This is a genomic window from Rhodococcus (subgen. Prescottella) equi (assembly GCF_003013675.1).
GTDB lineage: Bacteria > Actinomycetota > Actinomycetes > Mycobacteriales > Mycobacteriaceae > Prescottella > Prescottella equi.
In genome coordinates, this window is the sequence record NZ_CP027793.1 from 2270299 (window position 1) to 2288706 (window position 18408).

The 18408-nt window shown below is 69.7% G+C and carries 22 protein-coding genes; 14 read left to right on the top strand and 8 right to left on the bottom strand.

Annotated features, from left to right (window positions below):
* Positions 1 to 46: 46 nt before the first annotated feature.
* Complete coding sequence (locus tag C7H75_RS10725) at positions 47 to 331, bottom strand: YciI family protein (RefSeq protein WP_005513744.1); 285 nt, start codon at positions 329 to 331, stop codon at positions 47 to 49.
* A gap of 29 nt (positions 332 to 360) precedes the next feature.
* Positions 361 to 849: an amino-acid N-acetyltransferase gene (locus C7H75_RS10730; RefSeq protein WP_005513743.1), complete on the bottom strand. Its 489-nt coding sequence runs from the start codon at positions 847 to 849 to the stop codon at positions 361 to 363.
* A 168-nt stretch (positions 850 to 1017) separates the two neighbouring features.
* On the opposite strand from C7H75_RS10730, the gene pgsA reads away from it, so the two are divergent.
* The 5 genes from pgsA (at position 1018) to pspM (ending at position 4473) form a co-directional block, all read left to right on the top strand.
* Complete coding sequence (gene pgsA, locus C7H75_RS10735) at positions 1018 to 1653, top strand: CDP-diacylglycerol--glycerol-3-phosphate 3-phosphatidyltransferase (RefSeq protein WP_013415771.1); 636 nt, start codon at positions 1018 to 1020, stop codon at positions 1651 to 1653.
* Entirely contained in the window at positions 1650 to 2138 is a 489-nt protein-coding gene (locus C7H75_RS10740) for a CinA family protein (RefSeq protein ID WP_005513741.1), read from the top strand. The genes pgsA and C7H75_RS10740 overlap by 4 nt, the downstream gene beginning before the upstream one ends.
* Before the next feature lie 73 nt (positions 2139 to 2211).
* A complete protein-coding gene (locus C7H75_RS10745) occupies positions 2212 to 2574 on the top strand; it encodes a helix-turn-helix domain-containing protein (RefSeq protein ID WP_005513740.1) in 363 nt (120 codons plus the stop codon).
* 171 nt (positions 2575 to 2745) lie between these two features.
* A complete protein-coding gene (pspA, locus tag C7H75_RS10750) occupies positions 2746 to 3570 on the top strand; it encodes a phage shock protein PspA (protein ID WP_005513739.1) in 825 nt (274 codons plus the stop codon).
* 132 nt (positions 3571 to 3702) lie between these two features.
* Positions 3703 to 4473, top strand: coding sequence for a phage shock envelope stress response protein PspM (gene pspM, locus C7H75_RS10755; protein WP_106851332.1), 771 nt, complete (start codon positions 3703 to 3705; stop codon positions 4471 to 4473).
* Positions 4474 to 4485: 12 nt separating this feature from the next.
* On the opposite strand, the gene C7H75_RS10760 is transcribed toward pspM, so the two are convergent.
* Genes C7H75_RS10760 through C7H75_RS10770 form a run of 3 tightly spaced genes read right to left on the bottom strand, consistent with a single transcriptional unit; the run spans position 4486 to position 6395 of the window.
* Positions 4486 to 5091, bottom strand: a complete 606-nt coding sequence (locus tag C7H75_RS10760) for an energy-coupling factor transporter transmembrane component T family protein (protein ID WP_081187851.1) — start codon at positions 5089 to 5091, stop codon at positions 4486 to 4488.
* Complete coding sequence (locus C7H75_RS10765; RefSeq protein ID WP_106851333.1) at positions 5088 to 5768, bottom strand: energy-coupling factor ABC transporter ATP-binding protein; 681 nt, start codon at positions 5766 to 5768, stop codon at positions 5088 to 5090. The genes C7H75_RS10760 and C7H75_RS10765 overlap by 4 nt, the downstream gene beginning before the upstream one ends.
* Before the next feature lie 15 nt (positions 5769 to 5783).
* Positions 5784 to 6395, bottom strand: a complete 612-nt coding sequence (locus tag C7H75_RS10770; protein ID WP_106851334.1) for a biotin transporter BioY — start codon at positions 6393 to 6395, stop codon at positions 5784 to 5786.
* A gap of 226 nt (positions 6396 to 6621) precedes the next feature.
* Between C7H75_RS10770 and C7H75_RS25960 the strand changes: the two genes are divergently transcribed.
* The gene (locus tag C7H75_RS25960; protein ID WP_005513734.1) at positions 6622 to 6798 is read left to right on the top strand and encodes a hypothetical protein; all 177 of its coding nucleotides are present in this window, start codon (positions 6622 to 6624) and stop codon (positions 6796 to 6798) included.
* Here the strand turns inward: C7H75_RS25960 and C7H75_RS10775 are convergent.
* A complete protein-coding gene (locus C7H75_RS10775; RefSeq protein ID WP_106851335.1) occupies positions 6795 to 7679 on the bottom strand; it encodes a LysR family transcriptional regulator in 885 nt (294 codons plus the stop codon). The genes C7H75_RS25960 and C7H75_RS10775 overlap by 4 nt on opposite strands.
* A gap of 88 nt (positions 7680 to 7767) precedes the next feature.
* Here C7H75_RS10775 and C7H75_RS10780 point away from each other — a divergent pair, with 88 nt between their 5' ends.
* Positions 7768 to 8985 carry an MFS transporter gene (locus C7H75_RS10780; protein WP_084870615.1) on the top strand — a complete coding sequence of 406 codons (1218 nt, stop codon included), beginning with the start codon at positions 7768 to 7770 and terminating at the stop codon, positions 8983 to 8985.
* 4 nt (positions 8986 to 8989) lie between these two features.
* Positions 8990 to 9703, top strand: a complete 714-nt coding sequence (locus tag C7H75_RS10785; RefSeq protein ID WP_005513731.1) for a PIG-L deacetylase family protein — start codon at positions 8990 to 8992, stop codon at positions 9701 to 9703.
* A gap of 3 nt (positions 9704 to 9706) precedes the next feature.
* Here C7H75_RS10785 and C7H75_RS10790 read toward each other — a convergent pair whose 3' ends face one another.
* Both C7H75_RS10790 and C7H75_RS10795 read right to left on the bottom strand, forming a co-directional pair.
* Positions 9707 to 10597, bottom strand: a complete 891-nt coding sequence (locus C7H75_RS10790) for a diacylglycerol kinase (protein ID WP_106851336.1) — start codon at positions 10595 to 10597, stop codon at positions 9707 to 9709.
* Positions 10594 to 12222: an FAD-binding oxidoreductase gene (locus C7H75_RS10795; RefSeq protein WP_005513729.1), complete on the bottom strand. Its 1629-nt coding sequence runs from the start codon at positions 12220 to 12222 to the stop codon at positions 10594 to 10596. The genes C7H75_RS10790 and C7H75_RS10795 overlap by 4 nt, the downstream gene beginning before the upstream one ends.
* 20 nt (positions 12223 to 12242) lie before the next feature.
* Between C7H75_RS10795 and C7H75_RS10800 the strand changes: the two genes are divergently transcribed.
* The 6 genes from C7H75_RS10800 (at position 12243) to recA (ending at position 18229) form a co-directional block, all read left to right on the top strand.
* Positions 12243 to 12830, top strand: a complete 588-nt coding sequence (locus C7H75_RS10800; protein ID WP_106851337.1) for a TetR/AcrR family transcriptional regulator — start codon at positions 12243 to 12245, stop codon at positions 12828 to 12830.
* A 37-nt stretch (positions 12831 to 12867) separates the two neighbouring features.
* Positions 12868 to 14379 (top strand): glycerol-3-phosphate dehydrogenase/oxidase, encoded by a 1512-nt coding sequence (locus tag C7H75_RS10805; RefSeq protein ID WP_106851338.1) that lies wholly within the window; start codon positions 12868 to 12870, stop codon positions 14377 to 14379.
* 215 nt (positions 14380 to 14594) lie between these two features.
* Entirely contained in the window at positions 14595 to 15578 is a 984-nt protein-coding gene (locus C7H75_RS10810; protein WP_005513725.1) for an LLM class F420-dependent oxidoreductase, read from the top strand.
* A 35-nt stretch (positions 15579 to 15613) separates the two neighbouring features.
* Positions 15614 to 16762, top strand: a complete 1149-nt coding sequence (locus C7H75_RS10815) for a glycosyltransferase (RefSeq protein ID WP_106851339.1) — start codon at positions 15614 to 15616, stop codon at positions 16760 to 16762.
* Between the two features lie 40 nt (positions 16763 to 16802).
* Complete coding sequence (locus C7H75_RS10820) at positions 16803 to 16997, top strand: DUF3046 domain-containing protein (RefSeq protein ID WP_005513722.1); 195 nt, start codon at positions 16803 to 16805, stop codon at positions 16995 to 16997.
* A gap of 194 nt (positions 16998 to 17191) precedes the next feature.
* On the top strand, positions 17192 to 18229 hold the full coding sequence (gene recA, locus C7H75_RS10825; RefSeq protein WP_005513719.1) for a recombinase RecA: 1038 nt from the start codon (positions 17192 to 17194) through the stop codon (positions 18227 to 18229).
* The last annotated feature ends 179 nt before the right edge of the window (positions 18230 to 18408 follow it).

Below are 18408 nucleotides of genomic sequence, written 5' to 3' on the forward strand. Positions count from 1 at the left end.
GGAACTGCGACGCCGGCCGGGTGCATCGCCCGGCCGGCGTCGCAGGTCACTTCACGAAGACACCGAAGACCGGGATCCACTCCCGGACGAGGCGTGCTGCCACCAGGCCGCGCTTGGCGAACGGATCCTGGTCGAACAGCGCGATCACGTCGTCTGCGGTCGCGGCCTCGACCATCATGAGGGCGCCGCTGCCGTCGGCGAACGGTCCCGACGACTGGACGATGTGCCGGCGAACGAGATCTGCCAGCCACGCGCGGTGGTCGGTGCGATGATCGTCGCGCTCCGCGGACTTCTCCGGCGCGTACGTGTACTGGACGGCGAACAGGGGCATGTTTTCCTCGATCCCGAAGTCCGGAAGGCTCAGAGCGTGAGCAGCATGCGGGTATTGCCCAGCGTATTCGGCTTGACATAGCTCAGGTCCAGGAACTCCGCCACACCGGTGTCGTAGGACCGGCACATCTCGGCGTACACCTCCGCGGTGACCGGCGTGCCCTCGATCTCCGCGAAGCCGTGCTTGGCGAAGAAATCGACCTCGAAGGTCAGGACGAACAGTCGCTCGAGTTCGAGGTCGCGCGCCACCTCGATCAGCTTGGCCACCACCAGGTGGCCCGCGCCCCGGCCCTTGACCGACGGGTCCACCGCGACCGTGCGAACCTCGCCCAGGTCGGACCACAGCACGTGCATGGCGCCGCAGCCGACGACGGTGCCGGCGTCCTCGACCACCCAGAACTCCTGGACCGCCTCGTACAGGGTCACGAGGTTCTTCTCGAGCAGGATCTTTCCGGCGTAGATGTCGATGAGTCGCTTGATTTCCGGCACGTCCGAGGTGCGCGCGCGTCGCACCTTCATCCCTTCAGCCTCGTTCGTTCCAGCTGTCGGAGTTCCAGAAGTCATGTGGTGCACAGTAGTCATCCCCCGAACCGATATTGTGAGCAGTGTGCCGCCCCGATCCGTCGCCCCTCATCACGTCCCGTTCGTCTCGGGCGTGCCTGGGCGAACCGTCGGATCGGAGCGGACATGAGCAGTCCGCGCCGTGAGACGGCAGCAGCGCCCGACGCGCAGCCCGGGATCGGCATCGCCCCGCACACCCCGGTGCCTCTGCTGAACATCGCGAACATCCTCACGATTCTGCGCATCGTGCTGGTGCCGGTCTTTCTCGTGGCGCTGTTCGTCGACGGTGGTCATTCCACCGGGTGGCGGATCGCCGCTACGTCGATCTTCGCGATCGCGGCTCTGACCGACCGGGTGGACGGTCAGTTGGCCCGCAAGCACGGACTCGTCACCGATTTCGGGAAGATGGCGGATCCGATCGCCGACAAAGCACTGATCGGGGCCGCCCTCGTCGGGTTGTCGCTGCTCGGTGACCTATCGTGGTGGGTGACCGGCATCATCGCCGCGCGTGAGCTGGGCATCACGCTGATGCGCTTCGCAGTGCTCCGGCACGGAGTGATCCCGGCCGGACGCGGCGGCAAACTCAAGACGCTCGTGCAGTCCGTGGCGATCGGCTTCTATCTGGCCCCGCTGCCGGACGGGTTCGCGCCGGTGAGTGCCACGTTGATGGGATTCGCCGTCGTGCTGACGGTCGCCACGGGGCTCGACTACGTGATCCAGGCGGTGCGCTTGCGCGCCGGGGTGCGGCGCACCGGCGCATGACGGATCCACTCACGGCAGCGGTGCCCGCCCGCGAACTGGTCGACGCGCTGGTCGGTCGGGGGCAGACGCTCGCCACCGCGGAATCACTTACTGCGGGACTGCTCGCCGCGACCGTGGCGGGGGTGCCCGGTGCGAGCGCCGTGCTGCGGGGTGGGTTCGTCGTCTACGCCACCGATCTCAAGGGCAGCCTCGCGGGCGTCGACCCGGCCGTGCTCGCGTCGGACGGCCCCGTCGCACCGACGACGGCCGCGCAGCTCGCGGATGGGGCGCGGGAACGCTGCCGTGCCGATTGGGGCATCGGGCTGACCGGGGTGGCCGGACCCGACCCGCAGGACGGTCACGCCCCGGGGACCGTGTTCCTCGGGTTGAGCGGACCGGACGGTACCGAGGTCACGGCCCTACAGCTGACCGGGGAGCGATGGGATATACGGTTCGGCTGTGTCCGAGCGGCGGTGTCCGGTTTGCTCGATCGACTGGCGCGATAGGGTTTCGGGAACCAATCGCTCACGTTCGTGCGTTTGTATTCACGAGTGGGGTGTCGGAAGAAGGAGGAGCGAGATGGCGCTGCTATTGCGTGAGGCAATCGGTGACAGTCTTCGGCGCACACGCGTGTCGCAGAGCCGGACGCTGCGTGAGGTGTCGAACAGCGCCCGCGTCAGTCTCGGCTACCTCTCCGAAATCGAGCGGGGTCGCAAGGAAGCGTCGAGTGAACTGCTCGCCGCCATCTGCGACGCGCTCGAGGTCCCGCTGTCCGAGGTGCTGGTCGACGTCAGCGAGTCGCTGGCGGTCAAGCCTCCGGAAACCGCCGAGGCGGTCACCGGGGCGGCGCAGCAGGTCACGCAGCAGGTCGGCGGGCGCATCGCGCAGGACACCAGGGTCGTGATCCCGGCGCCCACGGCGCGTGCGCTGGCGGCTGCCTGAGCCGTGCATCCGATACGCACGAACCGATAGATTCACAGGTAGACGGTCGGACGCCGCGAGCCAGGCGGCTCGCGGCGGCCGACCGGAGGGGCAGAACTCGAGTTCGATGTGCGACGGTCGCGCATCGGGTCGCGCATGGCGCGGCGCACCAGATGGAGGCAGGATCAACCCATGGCTAATCCTTTCGTCAAGGGATGGAAGTACCTGATGGCGCTCTTCAATTCCAAGATTGATGAGAAGGCCGACCCCAAGGTTCAGATTCAGCAGGCGATCGAGGACGCGCAGCGCCAGCACCAGGCCCTGTCCCAGCAGGCGGCGTCGGTCATCGGCAATCAGCGCCAGCTGGAGATGAAGCTGAGCCGTCAGCTCGACGAGGTCGAGAAGCTCAATGCGAATGCGCGCCAGGCCGTGACGCTCGCCGACCAGGCCGCCACTGCCGGGGACAACGAGAAGGCCATTCAGTACACCAACGCCGCCGAGGCGTTCGCGGCGCAGCTCGTCACCGCAGAGCAGTCCGTCGAGGATCTGAAGGTGCTCCACGACCAGGCACTGCAGGCGGCCGCTCAGGCGAAGAAGGCCGTCGAGCAGAACGCCATGACACTGCAGTCGAAGGTGGCCGAGCGCACCAAGCTGCTCAGCCAGCTCGAGCAGGCCAAGATGCAGGAACGCGTGTCGGACTCGCTGCGGTCGATGGACCAGACCCTGGCCGCCCCGGGCAACACCCCGAGCCTCGACGCCGTCCGCGAGAAGATCGAGCAGCGGTACGCCAACGCGCTCGGCGCTGCGGAGCTGGCCCAGAACTCCGTGCAGGGCCGCATGATGGAGGTCCAGCAGGCGAGCATCCAGATGGCCGGCCACAGCCGTCTCGAGCAGATCCGCGCCTCCATGAAGGGCGACGCCCTTCCCTCGGGTGGTGCCACCGCCACCCCGGCGCAGCCCGCGGCCGCCCCCGAGCCGCCGGCGGCCTCCGCCAACGGCGAAACCTCCGCGCAGTAGGAACGCTTCGCGGCGAACACGAAGACGGGTTCGATGAGCAACGCACGAGACGGCCGGTCCGGGAGACGATCCCGGCCGGCCGGCTCTGTATTCGGAGACGCGTCGACGCTGGCAGACAGCGCGACGTCGGCAGTGACGAGCGCGCAGAACGTGCTGCGTGAGGTGGGCGGCAGTGTCGCCGACAAGGTCCGCCGGTGGTCGGATCCCCGCGAACGGATGCTGCGCAAGCGGCGTCGGGCCCGCAAGCGGGCCACCCGGTTCGGTATCGCGTCGGGTACCGGTGTCGTGGGCACGGCGTCGCTCGCGGTCGCGTCGGCGCCCGACTGGTCCGTCGTGGCCACCGGCGGTGCCGCCGCACTGTTCGCAGTACCCGCCGTCGTCGCCGTCGGCACCTACCGCCGGCTGACCGCGACACCACTGCCGGCGCCCACGGTGACGCGCCAACCCCTGCCGCCGGCCGGGTCGGCGGCGCGGGCACCCATGGAGCGACTGGCGGCCGCAGAGAGCAGCCTGAACCAGATCCTCGGGGTCCTGGGCCGGTCCTCGGTCGTGGACGTCGACGAACTCGATCACACGGGCGAGACCGCGAGAGCGGCTTCCGCAGCGTTGCGGTCCGTCGCGTCGGACGTCGTCGCCATGGAGAACGCCGGTCGGGGGACCGCGGCGGCCGCCCCCCATCTCGAGCACGCCGTCCGCAACGCCGAGCAGCAACTCGCCGACGGCGTCGTGCAGTACGAGGGGCTGGTCGCCGCCGCCGCGCGGATGACGGCGCCCGCACAGTCGTCGTCGTACACGATGCTCGATCGCCAGCGCGAGGAGCTGCTGTCGGCGTCGGATCGTCTGGAGGGTTGGGCGGACGCGCTGGGCGAGGTCGACGAGATCGACCGGCGCTTCCGCCGCTGACGCCGGAACAGGTCAGTCGTCGACGCCGCGTGCGGCGAGCGCATCGCCCATCGCTTCTGCGGTCATCAGCGCGGACACGACGGCGGGCACGGCCAGCGCACGTAACGAGAAGCCGAGGCCGCGGGCCTTGCGGGCGTCGGAGACCTGCTGCACGATGCCGGTGAGCAGTGGAATGCAGCGCAGCGTCATCGCGAGGACCAGCCCGGCCCGCTCCGGGTTCACCCCGATCCGGCGCAGCGGGTGCAGTGCCCGGCTCACGGTGTCGAGCATGTCGGTGACCCGCGTGGTGAGCGTGACGAGCGCGGCCAGGGAGACGGCGAGCACGATCGTGCCGCACACCACGGTCGCACGGGCCCAGCCGGTGAAGATCACCTGGAACGCTCCGATGAAGATCAGAGCCCACAGCAGCGGCCGCAACTGAGCGAGCGCCACCCGTGCACGGATGCGCGCGACGGCGTAGAGCGCTGCGACGACGGCGATTGCGGGCACCAGGTGCCACGGCTCTCGCACGAGAATCGTGACGGAGGTGATCGCCAGCACCATCGCGACCAACTTGACGCCGGGCGACAGGCGGTGGAGGAGCGACGAGCCGGGGGTGTACAGGCCGAGCGTGGTCATCCGATCAACCCGCGATAGTGGGCGATCGCCTCTCCGGGTGCGCCGTCCGCGGCGACCCGGCCGCCGTCGATCACGATCACCCGGTCGAAGTCGTCGAGCAGATCGAGGTGATGGGTGACCACGACGAGCTGCTGCGGGAGGGCGGCCAACGTCGAGCGCATGAGCCGCGCGTTGCGGAGATCCAGCAGCGTCGTCGGCTCGTCCGCGACCAGGACGTCGGGGTCGGTCACCATCACAGCAGCCAGGGCCAGCAGCTGCTTCTGGCCGCCGGAGAGCAGGTGCGTCGGGTGGTCGGCATGCCCGTCGAGGCCGAAGTCGGCGAGTACCTGGGTGACCCGGTCGGCGCGCTCGGCCTTGCTCAGCGCGCTGCGGCGCAGCGAGAACGCGATGTCTTCCGACACGGTCGGCATGACGATCTGGTGGTCGGGGTCGGTGAACACGAACCCGACCTTCTTGCGCACCTGCCGGCCCTTGCGGGCGGCGTCGAGCCCGTCCACGGACACCGTTCCCGATGTGGGGGTCACGAGCCCGTTGATCATCCTCGCCAGCGTCGACTTGCCGCTGCCGTTCGCGCCGACGACGCCGATCCGGCGCTCGGTGAGGGTGAGGTCGATCCCCGCGAGCACCGTGCGCTCACCGTAGGAGTGGTGGACAGCGTCGAACCGGATCTCGCTCATCGCGCAGGTACGGCCCTATACGGCGTCGACGCGAACCGGGGCCGTGGGCAGGCTCCGGGCGGTGAGGGCCGGGTACGCGCGATGGACCTGGGCGGCGACGACCGCGGCGACGACCGCCTTGATCACGTCGCCGGGCAGGTACGTCAGGTTCGCGGCGAAGGCCGCCGACACCGTCAGATCCGTCTTCAGAAGCATGCCGGGGATACCGAACGCGTACAGGACCACGATGCCGCCGAGGAGGTTGATCGCGACGCCGCCGAAGACGTTGTACCGGGGGAGCATCCGATAGCTCAGCCAGCCGATCACAGCAGCCGCGGGAAGCCACCCGATCAGGAAGCCCGCGGTGGGGCTCGACAGCGACACGAGCGACGTGCGACCACCGGCGAGGACCGGCAGGGCGAGGCCGAGGACGATCACGGTGAGGACCGCGAGGGTGCCCTTGCGGGGGCCGAGCAGTGCGCCGGCGAGCATGACCCCGAGGGTCTGCAGGGTGATCGGAACCGCGGACCCGCCGACGTTGATCGTCCCGGGCAGGCCCAGCGCGATGATGAGTGCCGCGAAGACGGCGATCTGCGCGAGATCGCGCGCGGTGTTCCGGGGAGTGCCCGTGGTGGAGGTCGACGACACGGCTACCTACTGCTCCTCGTGGTTCGCGGGACGGGATCGGGGTCAACCTGGCGAGCTTATGTCAAGCGACGGGTGCGGGCGCATTCCCTCCCGCTCGGCGCTCTCAGGGTCTTCCCCCATCTTTCCCCGATCTTGGCGCTGAGCTGCTGCTTTCCGGTATGCACCGTGACAGCATCATGGTGCGGCGGTCGTAGGATCGTCGGAGAGGACCCACAGGAGGCACATCGTGTTCTGGAAGATCGTCGGCGCCGTGGCAGTGGTCTGGATCGCCTTCGCGTTGATCGGAGCCCTGGTCAAGGGGCTGTTCGGGATCCTCGTGGTGAGCGCGATCGTCTTCGGGCTCTACATGTTGTTCAAGGCGATGTCGGGATCGTCCGAGCGGTCCGACAACTCGCGGTTCTAGCTGTCGCCGCCGAGGTGTCGCTCGACCAGATCGGCGAAGGCGCGGCCCGGCGGCGTGACGAGCGTCGGCTTGCTGATCATGTGCACGGTGCGAATAGGGGCGTCGGCGATACGCAGCAGGTGCAGGCCGGGCCGGGTGACGGCATCGGACTCCGGGAGGAAGCCCACGCCTGTGCCGGCTTCGGTGAGCGCGGCGACCAGGCTCGCCGACCCGGCCTGCGCGACGACCTTGCGGGGAAGCCCGGCCATGGTGAACGCGTCGTCGCTCTGCCGCCTGGCCCCGGTGCCCTCCGGGAAGTCGACGGTCGGCACACTCGCCAGGTCGAGGAGGGTGACGGTGGTGCGCGTCGCCCACGGGTGATCGCGTGCGACGACCGCGACGAGTTGCTCGGTGCCGAGCACGCGCGCGGTGAGCCCGGCACGCGGTCGGGTGTGCCACAGGCCGATGAATCCGAGGTCGAGTTCGCCCGCCTCCACCTGCGCGACTATCGACTCGCTCATAGCCGAGACGACGTGCACGTCCACTCCGGGATGTGTATCGAGGAACGAACGCAGGTGTGCGGCCAGGTCGATCTGTGTGAGCGTCGTGATGGTGCCGATCCGCAACGTGCCGGTGACCGCCTCCTCGGTCGAGGCGACGTCGCCGCGCAGTCGTTCGGTAGCGGCGAGTACCTCGCGAGCGCGCAGCACGAACGCCTCGCCGGCGTCGGTCAGTTCCACGCGGCGACTCGTCCGCGTGAACAACGCGGTGCCGAGTTCGTGTTCGAGTTGCTGCACCTGGTGACTGAGCGCGGACTGGGCGACGTGGAGCCGGTTCGCGGCGCGGGTGAAGTGTCGCTCCTCGGCCACGGCGATCGCGTAGCGCAACTGTCGTAGTTCCATAGCTCTCCTCCGATTGATCGCAACCAGAGATCGGTTCGATCTGATTCAGATGTTAGACAGATGATTACCCGGGGTAAAGAATTGCTCGGTGAGCGTCATCGAAAGCCGAACCCCCCGCCCCACACTGTCTCCCGGACTGCTGCTCGTCATGGCCGTCGCGTGCGGACTGTGCGTGGGCGGCAACTACTTCAACCAGCCGCTGCTCGACTCGATCGCCGGTGCGCTCGGCGTGGAGCAGTCCACGGCGGCCGTCACCGTCACGCTGTCGCAGGTGTTCTACGGTCTCGGGCTGCTCTTCCTCGTCCCGCTGGGTGACCTGGTCGACCGTCGGCGGCTGAGCGTCGGTCTGATGGTTCTCGCCGCGCTCGGGCAGGGGGTGTGCGGGTTCGCGCCCTCGATCGGCTGGCTCATGATCGGGACCGCGACGGCCGGGTTGTTCTCGGTGGCGGCGCAGGTTCTGGTCCCGTTCGCGGCGGCACTGGCCGAACCCGGACGGGCCGCCACGGCGGTCGGCACGGTCATGAGCGGTCTCATGGTCGGAATCCTGCTGGCCCGAAGCGTGGCCGGACTGCTCACCCCGCTGGGCGGCTGGCAGACGGTGTACCGCGTGAGCGCGGTAGCGATGCTGCTGATCGCCGCACTGTTGTGGCGCGCACTGCCGACGTCGCGCGACGACCACGGACTGGGGTACGGCGCGATCCTCGCGTCGATGGGCACACTGCTGCGGCAACATCCGCGGCTGCGTACCGCGACCGCGATGAGTGCCCTGAGCTTCGCCGCCGCGAGCACGGTGTTCGCCGCGATGGCCTTCGTGCTCGCCGCGCCGCCGTTCGGGCTCGACGACGTCGCGATCGGTTTCGTCGGCCTCGCCGGTGTGGCGGGCGCGGTGATGGCGAACGTCGCCGGACGCCTGGCCGACCGCGGCTTCGCCCGCGCCACGGCCGGCGTCGGGGCAGCGGTGCTGATCGCGTCGTGGGCGTTGTTCGGTCTCGGGGCGAGCAGCCTGATCGCGTTCGTACTCGCGGTGCTGATCTCCGATGTGGCGCTCAAGTGCGTGCACGTGAGCAATCAGGGCGTCATCTACGCCCTTGCGCCGCAAGCGCGTTCCCGCGTCACGGCGGTGTACATGACCGGCTACTTCGTCGGCGGCGCGGCCGGATCGGCGCTCGGTTCGCTGCTGTGGGCCACTCACGGCTGGGCGGGAGTGTGCTGGGCGGGCGTCGGCCTGTCTGTCGCGGTCCTCGTCGTGTGGTGGCTGGATCTGCGGATTTCGGCGCGCACGAGCACCCCGGTCGGGGCATGCTGACCTCATGGAGCCGATTCCCGAGGACTGGCAGCGTGGGCTGGTGATCGTCGCCCACCCCGACGACATCGAATACGGCGCTGCCGCGGCGGTGGCCCGCTGGACCGACCAGGGCAAGGACATCCGGTACGTCCTGGTGACCAGTGGCGAGGCGGGGATCGCGGGCCTGAACCCCCGGCAGTGCGGCCCGCTGCGCGAGGACGAGGAGCGAGCCTCGGCCGCCGTGGTGGGCGTGACCGAGGTCGAATTCCTCGGTTATCCCGACGGCACCGTCGAGTACGGGCCGCAGCTGCGGATGGACCTCGCACGGGTCATCCGGCAGCATCGGCCCGAGATGGTGGTCACGGCGAACTTCCGAGAGACGTGGGGCCCGGGCGTCCTCAACAGCGCCGACCACCGCGCCGTCGGGCTCGCGGTGCTCGACGCCGTCGCCGACGCCGCCAACGAGTGGATCTTCCCGGAACTCGTCGAGCCGCCCTGGACGGGCGCGCGCTGGGCAGCCGTCAATGCGATGGTCGGGATCACCCATGCGGTGGACGTCACCGCCACCGTCGAACGGGCGGTTCGGTCGCTGTGCGAGCACAACGCGTACCTCACGGCCCTCAGCGCCGAACCGGTCCTGGAACAGGCGGCCCGCCAGATCGAGATGGCCACCGCGCCCCGACCGGGCTTCGATGCCGAACGCGCCGTCGGGTTCGAGTTGTACGTCTTCGGCGGTTGACGCTCAGCCGAGCGGCGCACCGACGATGACGCGTCCGGCCCCCGGGGCGGCCTCGACGTCGATCGGCAACTGCCCGACGAACTCGCCGTCGGCGTACGAGGTGACCGGGATGCCGGTCTCGAGTCGCAGCTTCCGGGTGCGGTACGTCTCGACCTCGTCGAGTTCGACGTGGGTGCCCTTGTAGACGGTCGGGAACAGCCGCACCAGCTTGAACCGGCCGCCCGACTTCACGACCGTGACGTCGAGCAGCCCGTCGTCGAGCTTCGCGTGTGGCGTGATGAGCATGCCGCCGCCGTACGACGTCCCGTTGCCGACGGACACCATGGTCGCGTCGAGTTCGATCGTGCGGTCGTCGAGGACGATCCGGTAGGGGATCGGCTTCAGTTGCGCGAGTTCCACGATCATCGCGAGGTTGTACCGCATCGGGCCTTTGGGCCATCGCATCTGATTCGCGCGGTCGGTGACGAGCGCGTCGAACCCGCTCGACAACACGGTGCCGAACCAGCGTTCACCGGCGCGGGCGAGATCGACGGTGGCGACCTCGCCCGCCGCGACGATGTCTGCGGCCTTCACCGGATCGTCGACCGGGATGTGGAAGAGGCGCGCATGGTCGTTGCCGGTGCCTCCGGGAACGATTCCGAGCGGTGTTCCGGTCTGCGCGAGGGCCTGCCACGCGATGCTGACGACACCGTCGCCGCCGGCGGCGACGAGAGCGTCGGTGCCCTCGGCGACGGCCTTGCGTGCCAGATCGAGCGCCTCTTCCGCGGAGCTGCCCTCGATCTCGGTGACGGCGACGCCCCGCTCGCGCAGTCGGGTGACGGCAGCGGCGGACGCCCACGAGGCGTGGCCGCTGCCCGCGGCGGGGTTGGTCAGGACGGTGACCGATCGCGTCATGGGATCAGCTTGCCAGGGTTGAGGATTCCGGCGGGATCGATTGCGTCCTTGACTGCCCGCAGGACCCGGCCGCCGAGATCGCCCACCTCGCTGCCCATCCACGGACGGTGATCGACGCCGACCGCGTGGTGGTGGGTGATGGTGCCGCCGGCGGCGACGATCGCGTCGCCCGCCGCGCGCTTGGCGGCGGCCCACTGAGCCAGCGGATCCGCGGCCTGGGCGCAGACCACCGTGAAGTACAGCGATGCGCCGGTGGGGTAGGTGTGCGAGATGTGGCACATCACGATCCCCGGGGTGCCCTGCGCGGCAAGTGATTCCGTCAGCGCCGTGGTGACGGCCGAGCGGAGGTTCGTCAGATTGGACCAGCGCGTGGCGGTTTCGAGGGTTTCGGCGATCGCGCCGGCGTTCAGCAGTGCGTCCCGCAGGTACGGGGCGTTGAAGCGGCCGTGCTCCCAGGCCTGCGCCGGAGCCTCCCCGAGGGCGGTGCCGCCTGCGGCGGCCAGCAGCGCCGTGGCCTCGGTGTAGCGGGCGTCGACGTGCGCATCGGTGCCCTCGAAGGTCGTGATCGCCAGGCAGCCCGACGTCGGACTGTCGCCGCCGACGTCGCCGGACAGAGCCAGATTGATCCCGGTCTCGGCCTCGTCGGACAGCCGCATCACGGTCGGCGCGGAACCCGACTGGGCGACGGCCCGCAGCGCGGCGGCACCGGTCTCGAAGTCGGGGAACGACCACGCCTGGTAGGCGGTGCGTTCCGGGACCGGGTGCACGCGCAGACCCACCTCGGTGATGATGCCGAGCGTGCCCTCCGAGCCGACGAACAGTTCACGCAGGTCGGGGCCGGCCGCGGAGGCGGGACCGCGGCCCAGGTCGAGGGTGCCCGACGGCGTCGCGACGCGCAGCCACTCGACCATGTCGTCGAAGCGTCCGTAGCCGGCGGAGGCCTGGCCGGACGACCGGGTCGCGGCGAACCCGCCGATGGTCGCGAACTGGAAGCTCTGCGGGAAGTGGCCGAGAGAGAAGCCGTGCTCGCCGAGCAGTTGTTCGGCCTGCGGACCTGTCACCCCCGCCTGGAGGGTCGCGACGCCGGAGACCGCATCGAGGTCCACGAGCGCGTCGAGGCGGCGCAGGTCGAGTGCCACGACGGACCCGAAGCGGCCGCGGACCGGGTCGACGCCGCCGACGACGCTGGTGCCGCCACCGAAGGGCACCACGGCGATGCCCTCGGCCGCGCAGAACCGCAGCAGCGCGAGAACCTCGTCGTGCGTGCCGGGCAGCAGCACTGCGTCGGGGGCGTCCTGCTCGCCGGTCGACTTGCGGCGCAACAGGTCCGGCGTGCTCTTGCCGCCGGCGTGGCGCAGGCGGGTGGGGCCGTCGGTGCGGACGTTGTCGACACCGAGGAGGTCCTCGAGGGCGTGGACGAGCGGGGCGCCGAGCGCGCTCTCGCGCACGATCGCGTCGGATTCCTCCGGTGGCGGGGACTGCTCGGCGGACACTCCGAGTGCCTGCTGGAGCAGTGCGGTGACCTGCGGCGAGAGGTGGCGCCGGAACTCTGCGACACCCCAGGCGTCCCACTCCATGGCGGGGGCAGGGGTGGTGGGGGACTCGGGGACGAAGGCGTCGGACATGCGTTACAGTGTTACACACGATGTCTATTTGTAACGAGCTTTCGGACGCTCCCAGCGTCGACGACCAGATCCTGGACGCGGCGCGCTCGTGTGTGCTCGACTTCGGTCTCCGCCGCACGACGCTCGCCGAGGTGGCGCGCCGCGCGGGCGTCAGCCGTCCCACCGTGTACCGGCGCTGGCCCGACACCCGGGCCGTCGTCGCCGACCTGCTGACACGGGAGATCCGCGTCGTCATCCCCGACATGGACGGCGACGAGCGCGCCCGGGTCCAGTTGGTGCGCGCCGTCGTCGAGGTCGCCACCGGCATGCGGGAGCACCCGTTGTTCGTGAAGATCCTGCGGTCGGATCCGGACCTGCTGATGACCTACATCGTCGACCGCCTCGGCACGAGCCAGCGAGCCATCGTCGAGCGGGTCTCGCAGGCGGTTGCCGCGGGCCAGATCGACGGATCGATCCGCGCGGGCGATCCCGTCCACATCGCCGCGATGGTGCTGTTGATCGCGCAGTCGGCCGTTCAGTCGGCCGGGATGGTGGCCGAGGTGCTGCCCCCGGAAGCCCTGACCGCAGAACTGGCGGTCGCGGTCGACACCTACCTCGCGCCGCGCTGACGCGGCATCCCCAGCACCACGACCAGGAGGAACCACCGTGCAGGACAACCCGAAGTCCGCGCTCCATGCCGACCGGCGCCGGCGCGAGCTGGACAGCCTCGGCGACCGCGGTGACGTCGACGTCCTCGTGATCGGTGGCGGCGTCACCGGGGTCGGCACCGCGCTCGACGCGGCGTCGCGGGGGCTGCGCACGGTTCTGGTCGACAAACACGACCTCGCCTTCGGCACGAGCCGCTGGAGCTCCAAACTGGCGCACGGCGGACTGCGCTACCTGGCGTCCGGCAACGTCGGGATCGCCCGCGAGAGCGCCGTCGAACGCGGCATCCTCATGACCCGTACCGCACCGCACCTGGTGCGGGCGCTGCCGCAGCTGGTGCCGCTGCTGCCGTCGGTGAGCATGTTCGAGAAGTCGCTGGTCCGGGTGGGATTCCTCGCCGGCGACGCGCTGCGCGTCACCGCCCGGACGCCGTCGTCGGTGCTGCCGCGATCCCGCCGGGTCGACGCCGAGCGCGCCGCGCAGCTCGCTCCGGCCGTGCGGCGCGACGGACTACGTGGTGGCCTGCTCGCGTACGACGGGCAACTCGTCGACGACGCCCGGCTCGTCGTCGCGCTCGCCCGCACCGCCGCGGCGCACGGCGCCACCGTCCTCACCCGCGTCGGCGCCTACGACGTCACCGGCGACTCGGCCCGTCTGCGCGACGAGCTGACCGGCGAGGAACTGACGATCCGGGCACGTGCCGTCGTCAATGCTGCGGGGGTGTGGGCCGGCGAGGTCGACCCGGACATCCGTCTCAAGCCCAGCCGCGGCACCCACCTGGTGCTGCCCGCCGAACTACTCGGCAACCCCACCGCCGCACTGACCGTGCCGATCCCGGGGGAGACCAACCGTTTCGTGTTCGCGCTGCCCGCCCAACTGGGGCGGGTCTATCTGGGGCTCACCGACGAGGCCGTCGACGGTGCGATTCCCGATGTCCCGGTCGCCTCCGACAGCGAGATCGATTTTCTGCTGGACACCGTCAACACTGCGCTCGCGACGCCCGTCACCCGGTCCGACGTGCTCGGCACGTTCGCGGGGCTGCGACCGCTGCTCGACACCGGCGAGGGGGAGACGGCGGACCTGTCCCGCAATCACGCGGTACTCCGCTCGTCGAACGGCGTCGTCGGTGTCGTGGGCGGCAAGCTCACCACCTACCGCAAGATGGCGCAGGACGCGGTCGATGCCGCGATCGCGGCGGGCGGGTTGACCGCCGGCCCGTGCGTGACGACGGATCTGCGGGCGGTGGGCGCGGACCGGACCGCGCCGCGCAACCTGCCTGCCCCGCTGTTGGCGCGGTACGGCAGCGAGGCCGGCCTCGTCGCCGACTGCGGCGAGCTCAGCCCCATCGCCGACGGCATCGACGTCACCCACGCGGAACTGGCGTTCGCGGTCAGCCACGAGGGCGCGCTCGACGTCGACGATCTCCTCGACAGGCGCACCCGGATCGGTCTCGTCGCAGCAGACCGTGAGCGGGCGCTTCCGGCGGCCGAGCGCGCGCTGGGCGGGCACTGAGCGTTCACCAGGGGGTTGTGGGTCGACCACGTCGAAGAACCTGTTCGCGCCCGTCCAGGTCGTTCGGCCGGTCGGACCGAGGAGGACCACCCAGGTCCACAGATTGCGCGCGATACGCGACGACAACGGCATACGCGACATCAGAGGTCGGAATTCGTCTGGGTGGTAACGCATTCGAAGTGCCGATCGGCGGAATCGGCGTAGCGTCGACCCACATGGGTATTCGACTGGGCTACCAGATTCCGAATTTCAGTTACTCGACACCGGTACGGGACCTGTTTCCGACTGTCATCACCCAGGCGCGCGAGGCCGAGGCGGCCGGGTTCGATGCCGTGTTCGTGATGGACCACTTCTATCAGCTCCCCGGCATCGGCGAGCCCGACGAGCCGATGCTCGAGGCGTACACGTCGCTCGCCGGAATCGCCACGGCGACCGAGTCCATCCAGCTGTCCGCGCTCGTCACCGGCAACACCTACCGGAACCCGGCGATGCTCGCGAAGACCGTGTCGACGCTCGACGTCGTCAGCGGCGGTCGGGCGGTCCTGGGTATCGGAGCCGGCTGGTTCGAACTCGAACACCAGCAGCTCGGATTCGAGTTCGGTACGTTCACCGACCGATTCGAACGGCTCGACGAGGCGCTGCAGATCATCGCCCCGATGCTGCACGGTGAGCGGCCCACGTTCGAGGGCAAGTGGTACCGCGTCGAGAACGCCGTCAACGAGCCGCGCATCCGCAACGACCTGCCGATCCTGCTCGGTGGTGGCGGCGAGAAGAAGACTTTCGGGCTGGCCGCGCGCTACGCCGACCACCTCAACATCATCGCCAACGCCGTCGAACTGCCTCGCAAGCTCGAGGCGCTCGCACAGCGCTGCGAGGAGGCCGGCCGGGACCGTTCGACCCTCGAGACGAGCTTTCTCGCGTTCGTGATGATCGACGAGGACGGCGACAAGGCCCGCGCGATGCAGCGGGAGTTCCTCCTGGCCCGGGGCATCGACCTGTCTGCACTGTCGGTCGCCGAACGTGCGGTGGCAACCGACCGCCAATTCGTCGGCAGCCCCGACGAGGTCGCCGAGCAGATCAAGACACGCGTGCTCGACACCGGCGTCGACGGCGTCATCGTCAATCTCGTCGCCAACGGGCACCAGCCGGGCATCGTCGAACTGGCCGGACGCACCCTCGGGCCGCTCGTGCGCGGCTGAACCGTGCCGGGCAGCGGGTGTGGCACGCTGTCCGGATGCGCGTAGCAGTCGTCGCCGGACCCGAAGCCGGACATGCCGTCCCGGCCCTTGCGTTGTGCCGCAAACTCGTTGCCGCGGGCGACGATCCGGTGTTCTTCTCGGACGGACGGTGGCTCGATGTCGCCCGCGACAGTGGGATCGAGGCCCGCAAGCTGGGCGGTCTCGCACCGCGCGAGTTCGACGACGACACCGACTCGGGGTCGAAGATCCACGGCCGGGCCGCGCACGTCTCCACCGCACTGTTGCCGGACCTGCGGGCCGTCGGGCCTGACCTGGTGGTCTCCGACGTCATCACCGTCGGTGGTGGCATGGCGGCCGAACGGTTGGGGGTGCCGTGGGTGGAGTTGTCGCCGCATCCGCTGTACCTGCCGTCGAAGGGCTTGCCGCCCATCGGTTCCGGACTCGCTGCCGGCACGGGGATGCGTGGCCGGGTCCGCGACACGGTACTGCGGGCGCTGACGGCGCCCGCCATCCGCAAGGGCAGGGACCAGCGTGGTGAGGCACGCGCGAGTGTCGGCCTACCGTTCGACGACCCGGGGCCGGCGGCCAGGCTGGTCGCGACGCTGCCCGCGCTCGAGGTTCCCCGGCCCGACTGGCCCGCGAATGCGTATGTCGTGGGTCCGATCGTGTGGGAGCCCGCCGACAATGTCCTCGAGCCGCCGCCGGGCGAGGGCCCGCTGATCGTGCTCGCGCCGTCCACGGCGTCCACCGGGGCCGGCGGCATGCTCGACACCGCGATCCGCGCCCTCGACGGCCTGGGTGTGCGGATGCTGGTCACATTGTTCGAGACGCCCGATATCGAACTGCCCGACTGGGTGCGCGCCGGTTACGGCCGGCAGGACGAGATGCTGCGGCACGCGTCCGCGCTGGTGTGCGGCGCCGGTCACGGCGTGCTCGCGAAGGGGCTGCTGGCCGGGGTGCCGTTGGTGACCGTGCCCGGTGGCGGCGACCAGTGGGAGGTGGCCAATCGTGTCGTCCGGCAGGGCAGCGGTGTCCTGATCCGGCCGTTGACCGTGGACGCTCTCCGAGACGGTGTGCGACGCGTCCTCGACGATCCCACCTTCGCGGCCGCCGCACGCCGGGCTGCCGACGGGGTTGCCGACGTCGCCGACGCCGTCGAGGTGTGCCGCTCGGTCGCCGGGTGAGCCGCGGAGCCGAGCGCCCGATTCGACTACGGTGGCATGTGTGCGACTGACCGAATTCAATGATCTCGTCCGCGACGAGTTCGGGCAGGTCCGTGGCGACTCCATCCTCGTCGACCACGTGATCCTGAGCCTGGGCGGGAAGACCGCCGCCGACGCGATCGAGGCGGGAGTGGACCCCAAGGCGGTGTGGCGCGCGCTGTGCGACGAGTTCGACGTCCCGGCGCAGCGCCGATAGATCGCGCCGCCGCGCGAGCGAACGGCTCCGGTGATTGACTCGAACACGTGTTCGCTTATGCTGGTGGTATCCGATGCGTCCACGGATAGCGGCTGATCGTGGCGGTTCGGAACGTTCGCGCCGGCGAAGTTGTCGGTACCGAGCTCTAACCTGAACCTCAGATCGCTGGACGAGACTTCGAAAAGGGGACCACGATGGCACCACAGGCACACGACCGCGACAAGGCGCTCGAACTGGCGCTTGCTCAGATCGACAAGAGCTTCGGCAAGGGTTCGGTGATGCGTCTGGGTGAGGAGGCTCGTCAGCCCATCGCCGTGATCCCCACCGGATCGATCGCGCTGGACGTGGCGCTCGGTATCGGCGGTCTGCCGCGCGGTCGCGTCGTCGAGATCTACGGCCCGGAGTCCTCGGGTAAGACGACGGTTGCGCTCCACGCGGTCGCCAATGCTCAGGCCAACGGCGGCGTCGCGGCGTTCATCGACGCCGAGCACGCGCTGGATCCGGAGTACGCCCGCAAGCTGGGCGTCGACACCGACGCACTGCTCGTCTCGCAGCCCGACACCGGTGAGCAGGCGCTCGAGATCGCGGACATGCTGATTCGTTCCGGCGCCCTCGACATCATCGTGATCGACTCGGTCGCCGCGCTGGTACCGCGAGCCGAGATCGAGGGCGAGATGGGCGACAGCCACGTCGGTCTGCAGGCCCGTCTCATGAGCCAGGCGCTGCGCAAGATGACCGGTGCCCTCAACAACTCGGGCACCACCGCGATCTTCATCAACCAGCTGCGCGAGAAGATCGGCGTCATGTTCGGCTCACCCGAGACCACGACCGGTGGTAAGGCGCTCAAGTTCTACTCCTCGGTCCGCCTCGACGTCCGGCGCATCGAGACCCTCAAGGACGGCACCGACGCGGTCGGTAACCGCACCCGCGTCAAGGTCGTCAAGAACAAGGTGTCGCCGCCGTTCAAGCAGGCCGAGTTCGACATCCTCTACGGCCAGGGCATCAGCAAGGAAGGCTCGCTGATCGACATGGGTGTCGAGCACGGCTTCATCCGCAAGTCGGGCTCCTGGTACACGTACGAGGGTGACCAGCTGGGCCAGGGCAAGGAGAACGCCCGCAAGTTCCTGCTCGAGAACACCGACATTCGTGACGAGATCGAGAAGAAGATCAAGGAGAAGCTCGGCATCGGCGCCGTCCTGACCGACGAGGACGCCGAGCAGGCCGACTTCTAGGTCGACGACGCACGTCTCCGGTCCAGCCGTAGTGCCGGACCGGAGACGAAGCCTCAGCTATGAGCGACCACAGCAGCCACGCCGACAGCAGTTCCGCCGACCACCGCGACGGCGACAGTCAGTACGACCGGTACGGCAGTGACGACGTCACCACCGGCCGGCGACGTGCCTCGAACAGG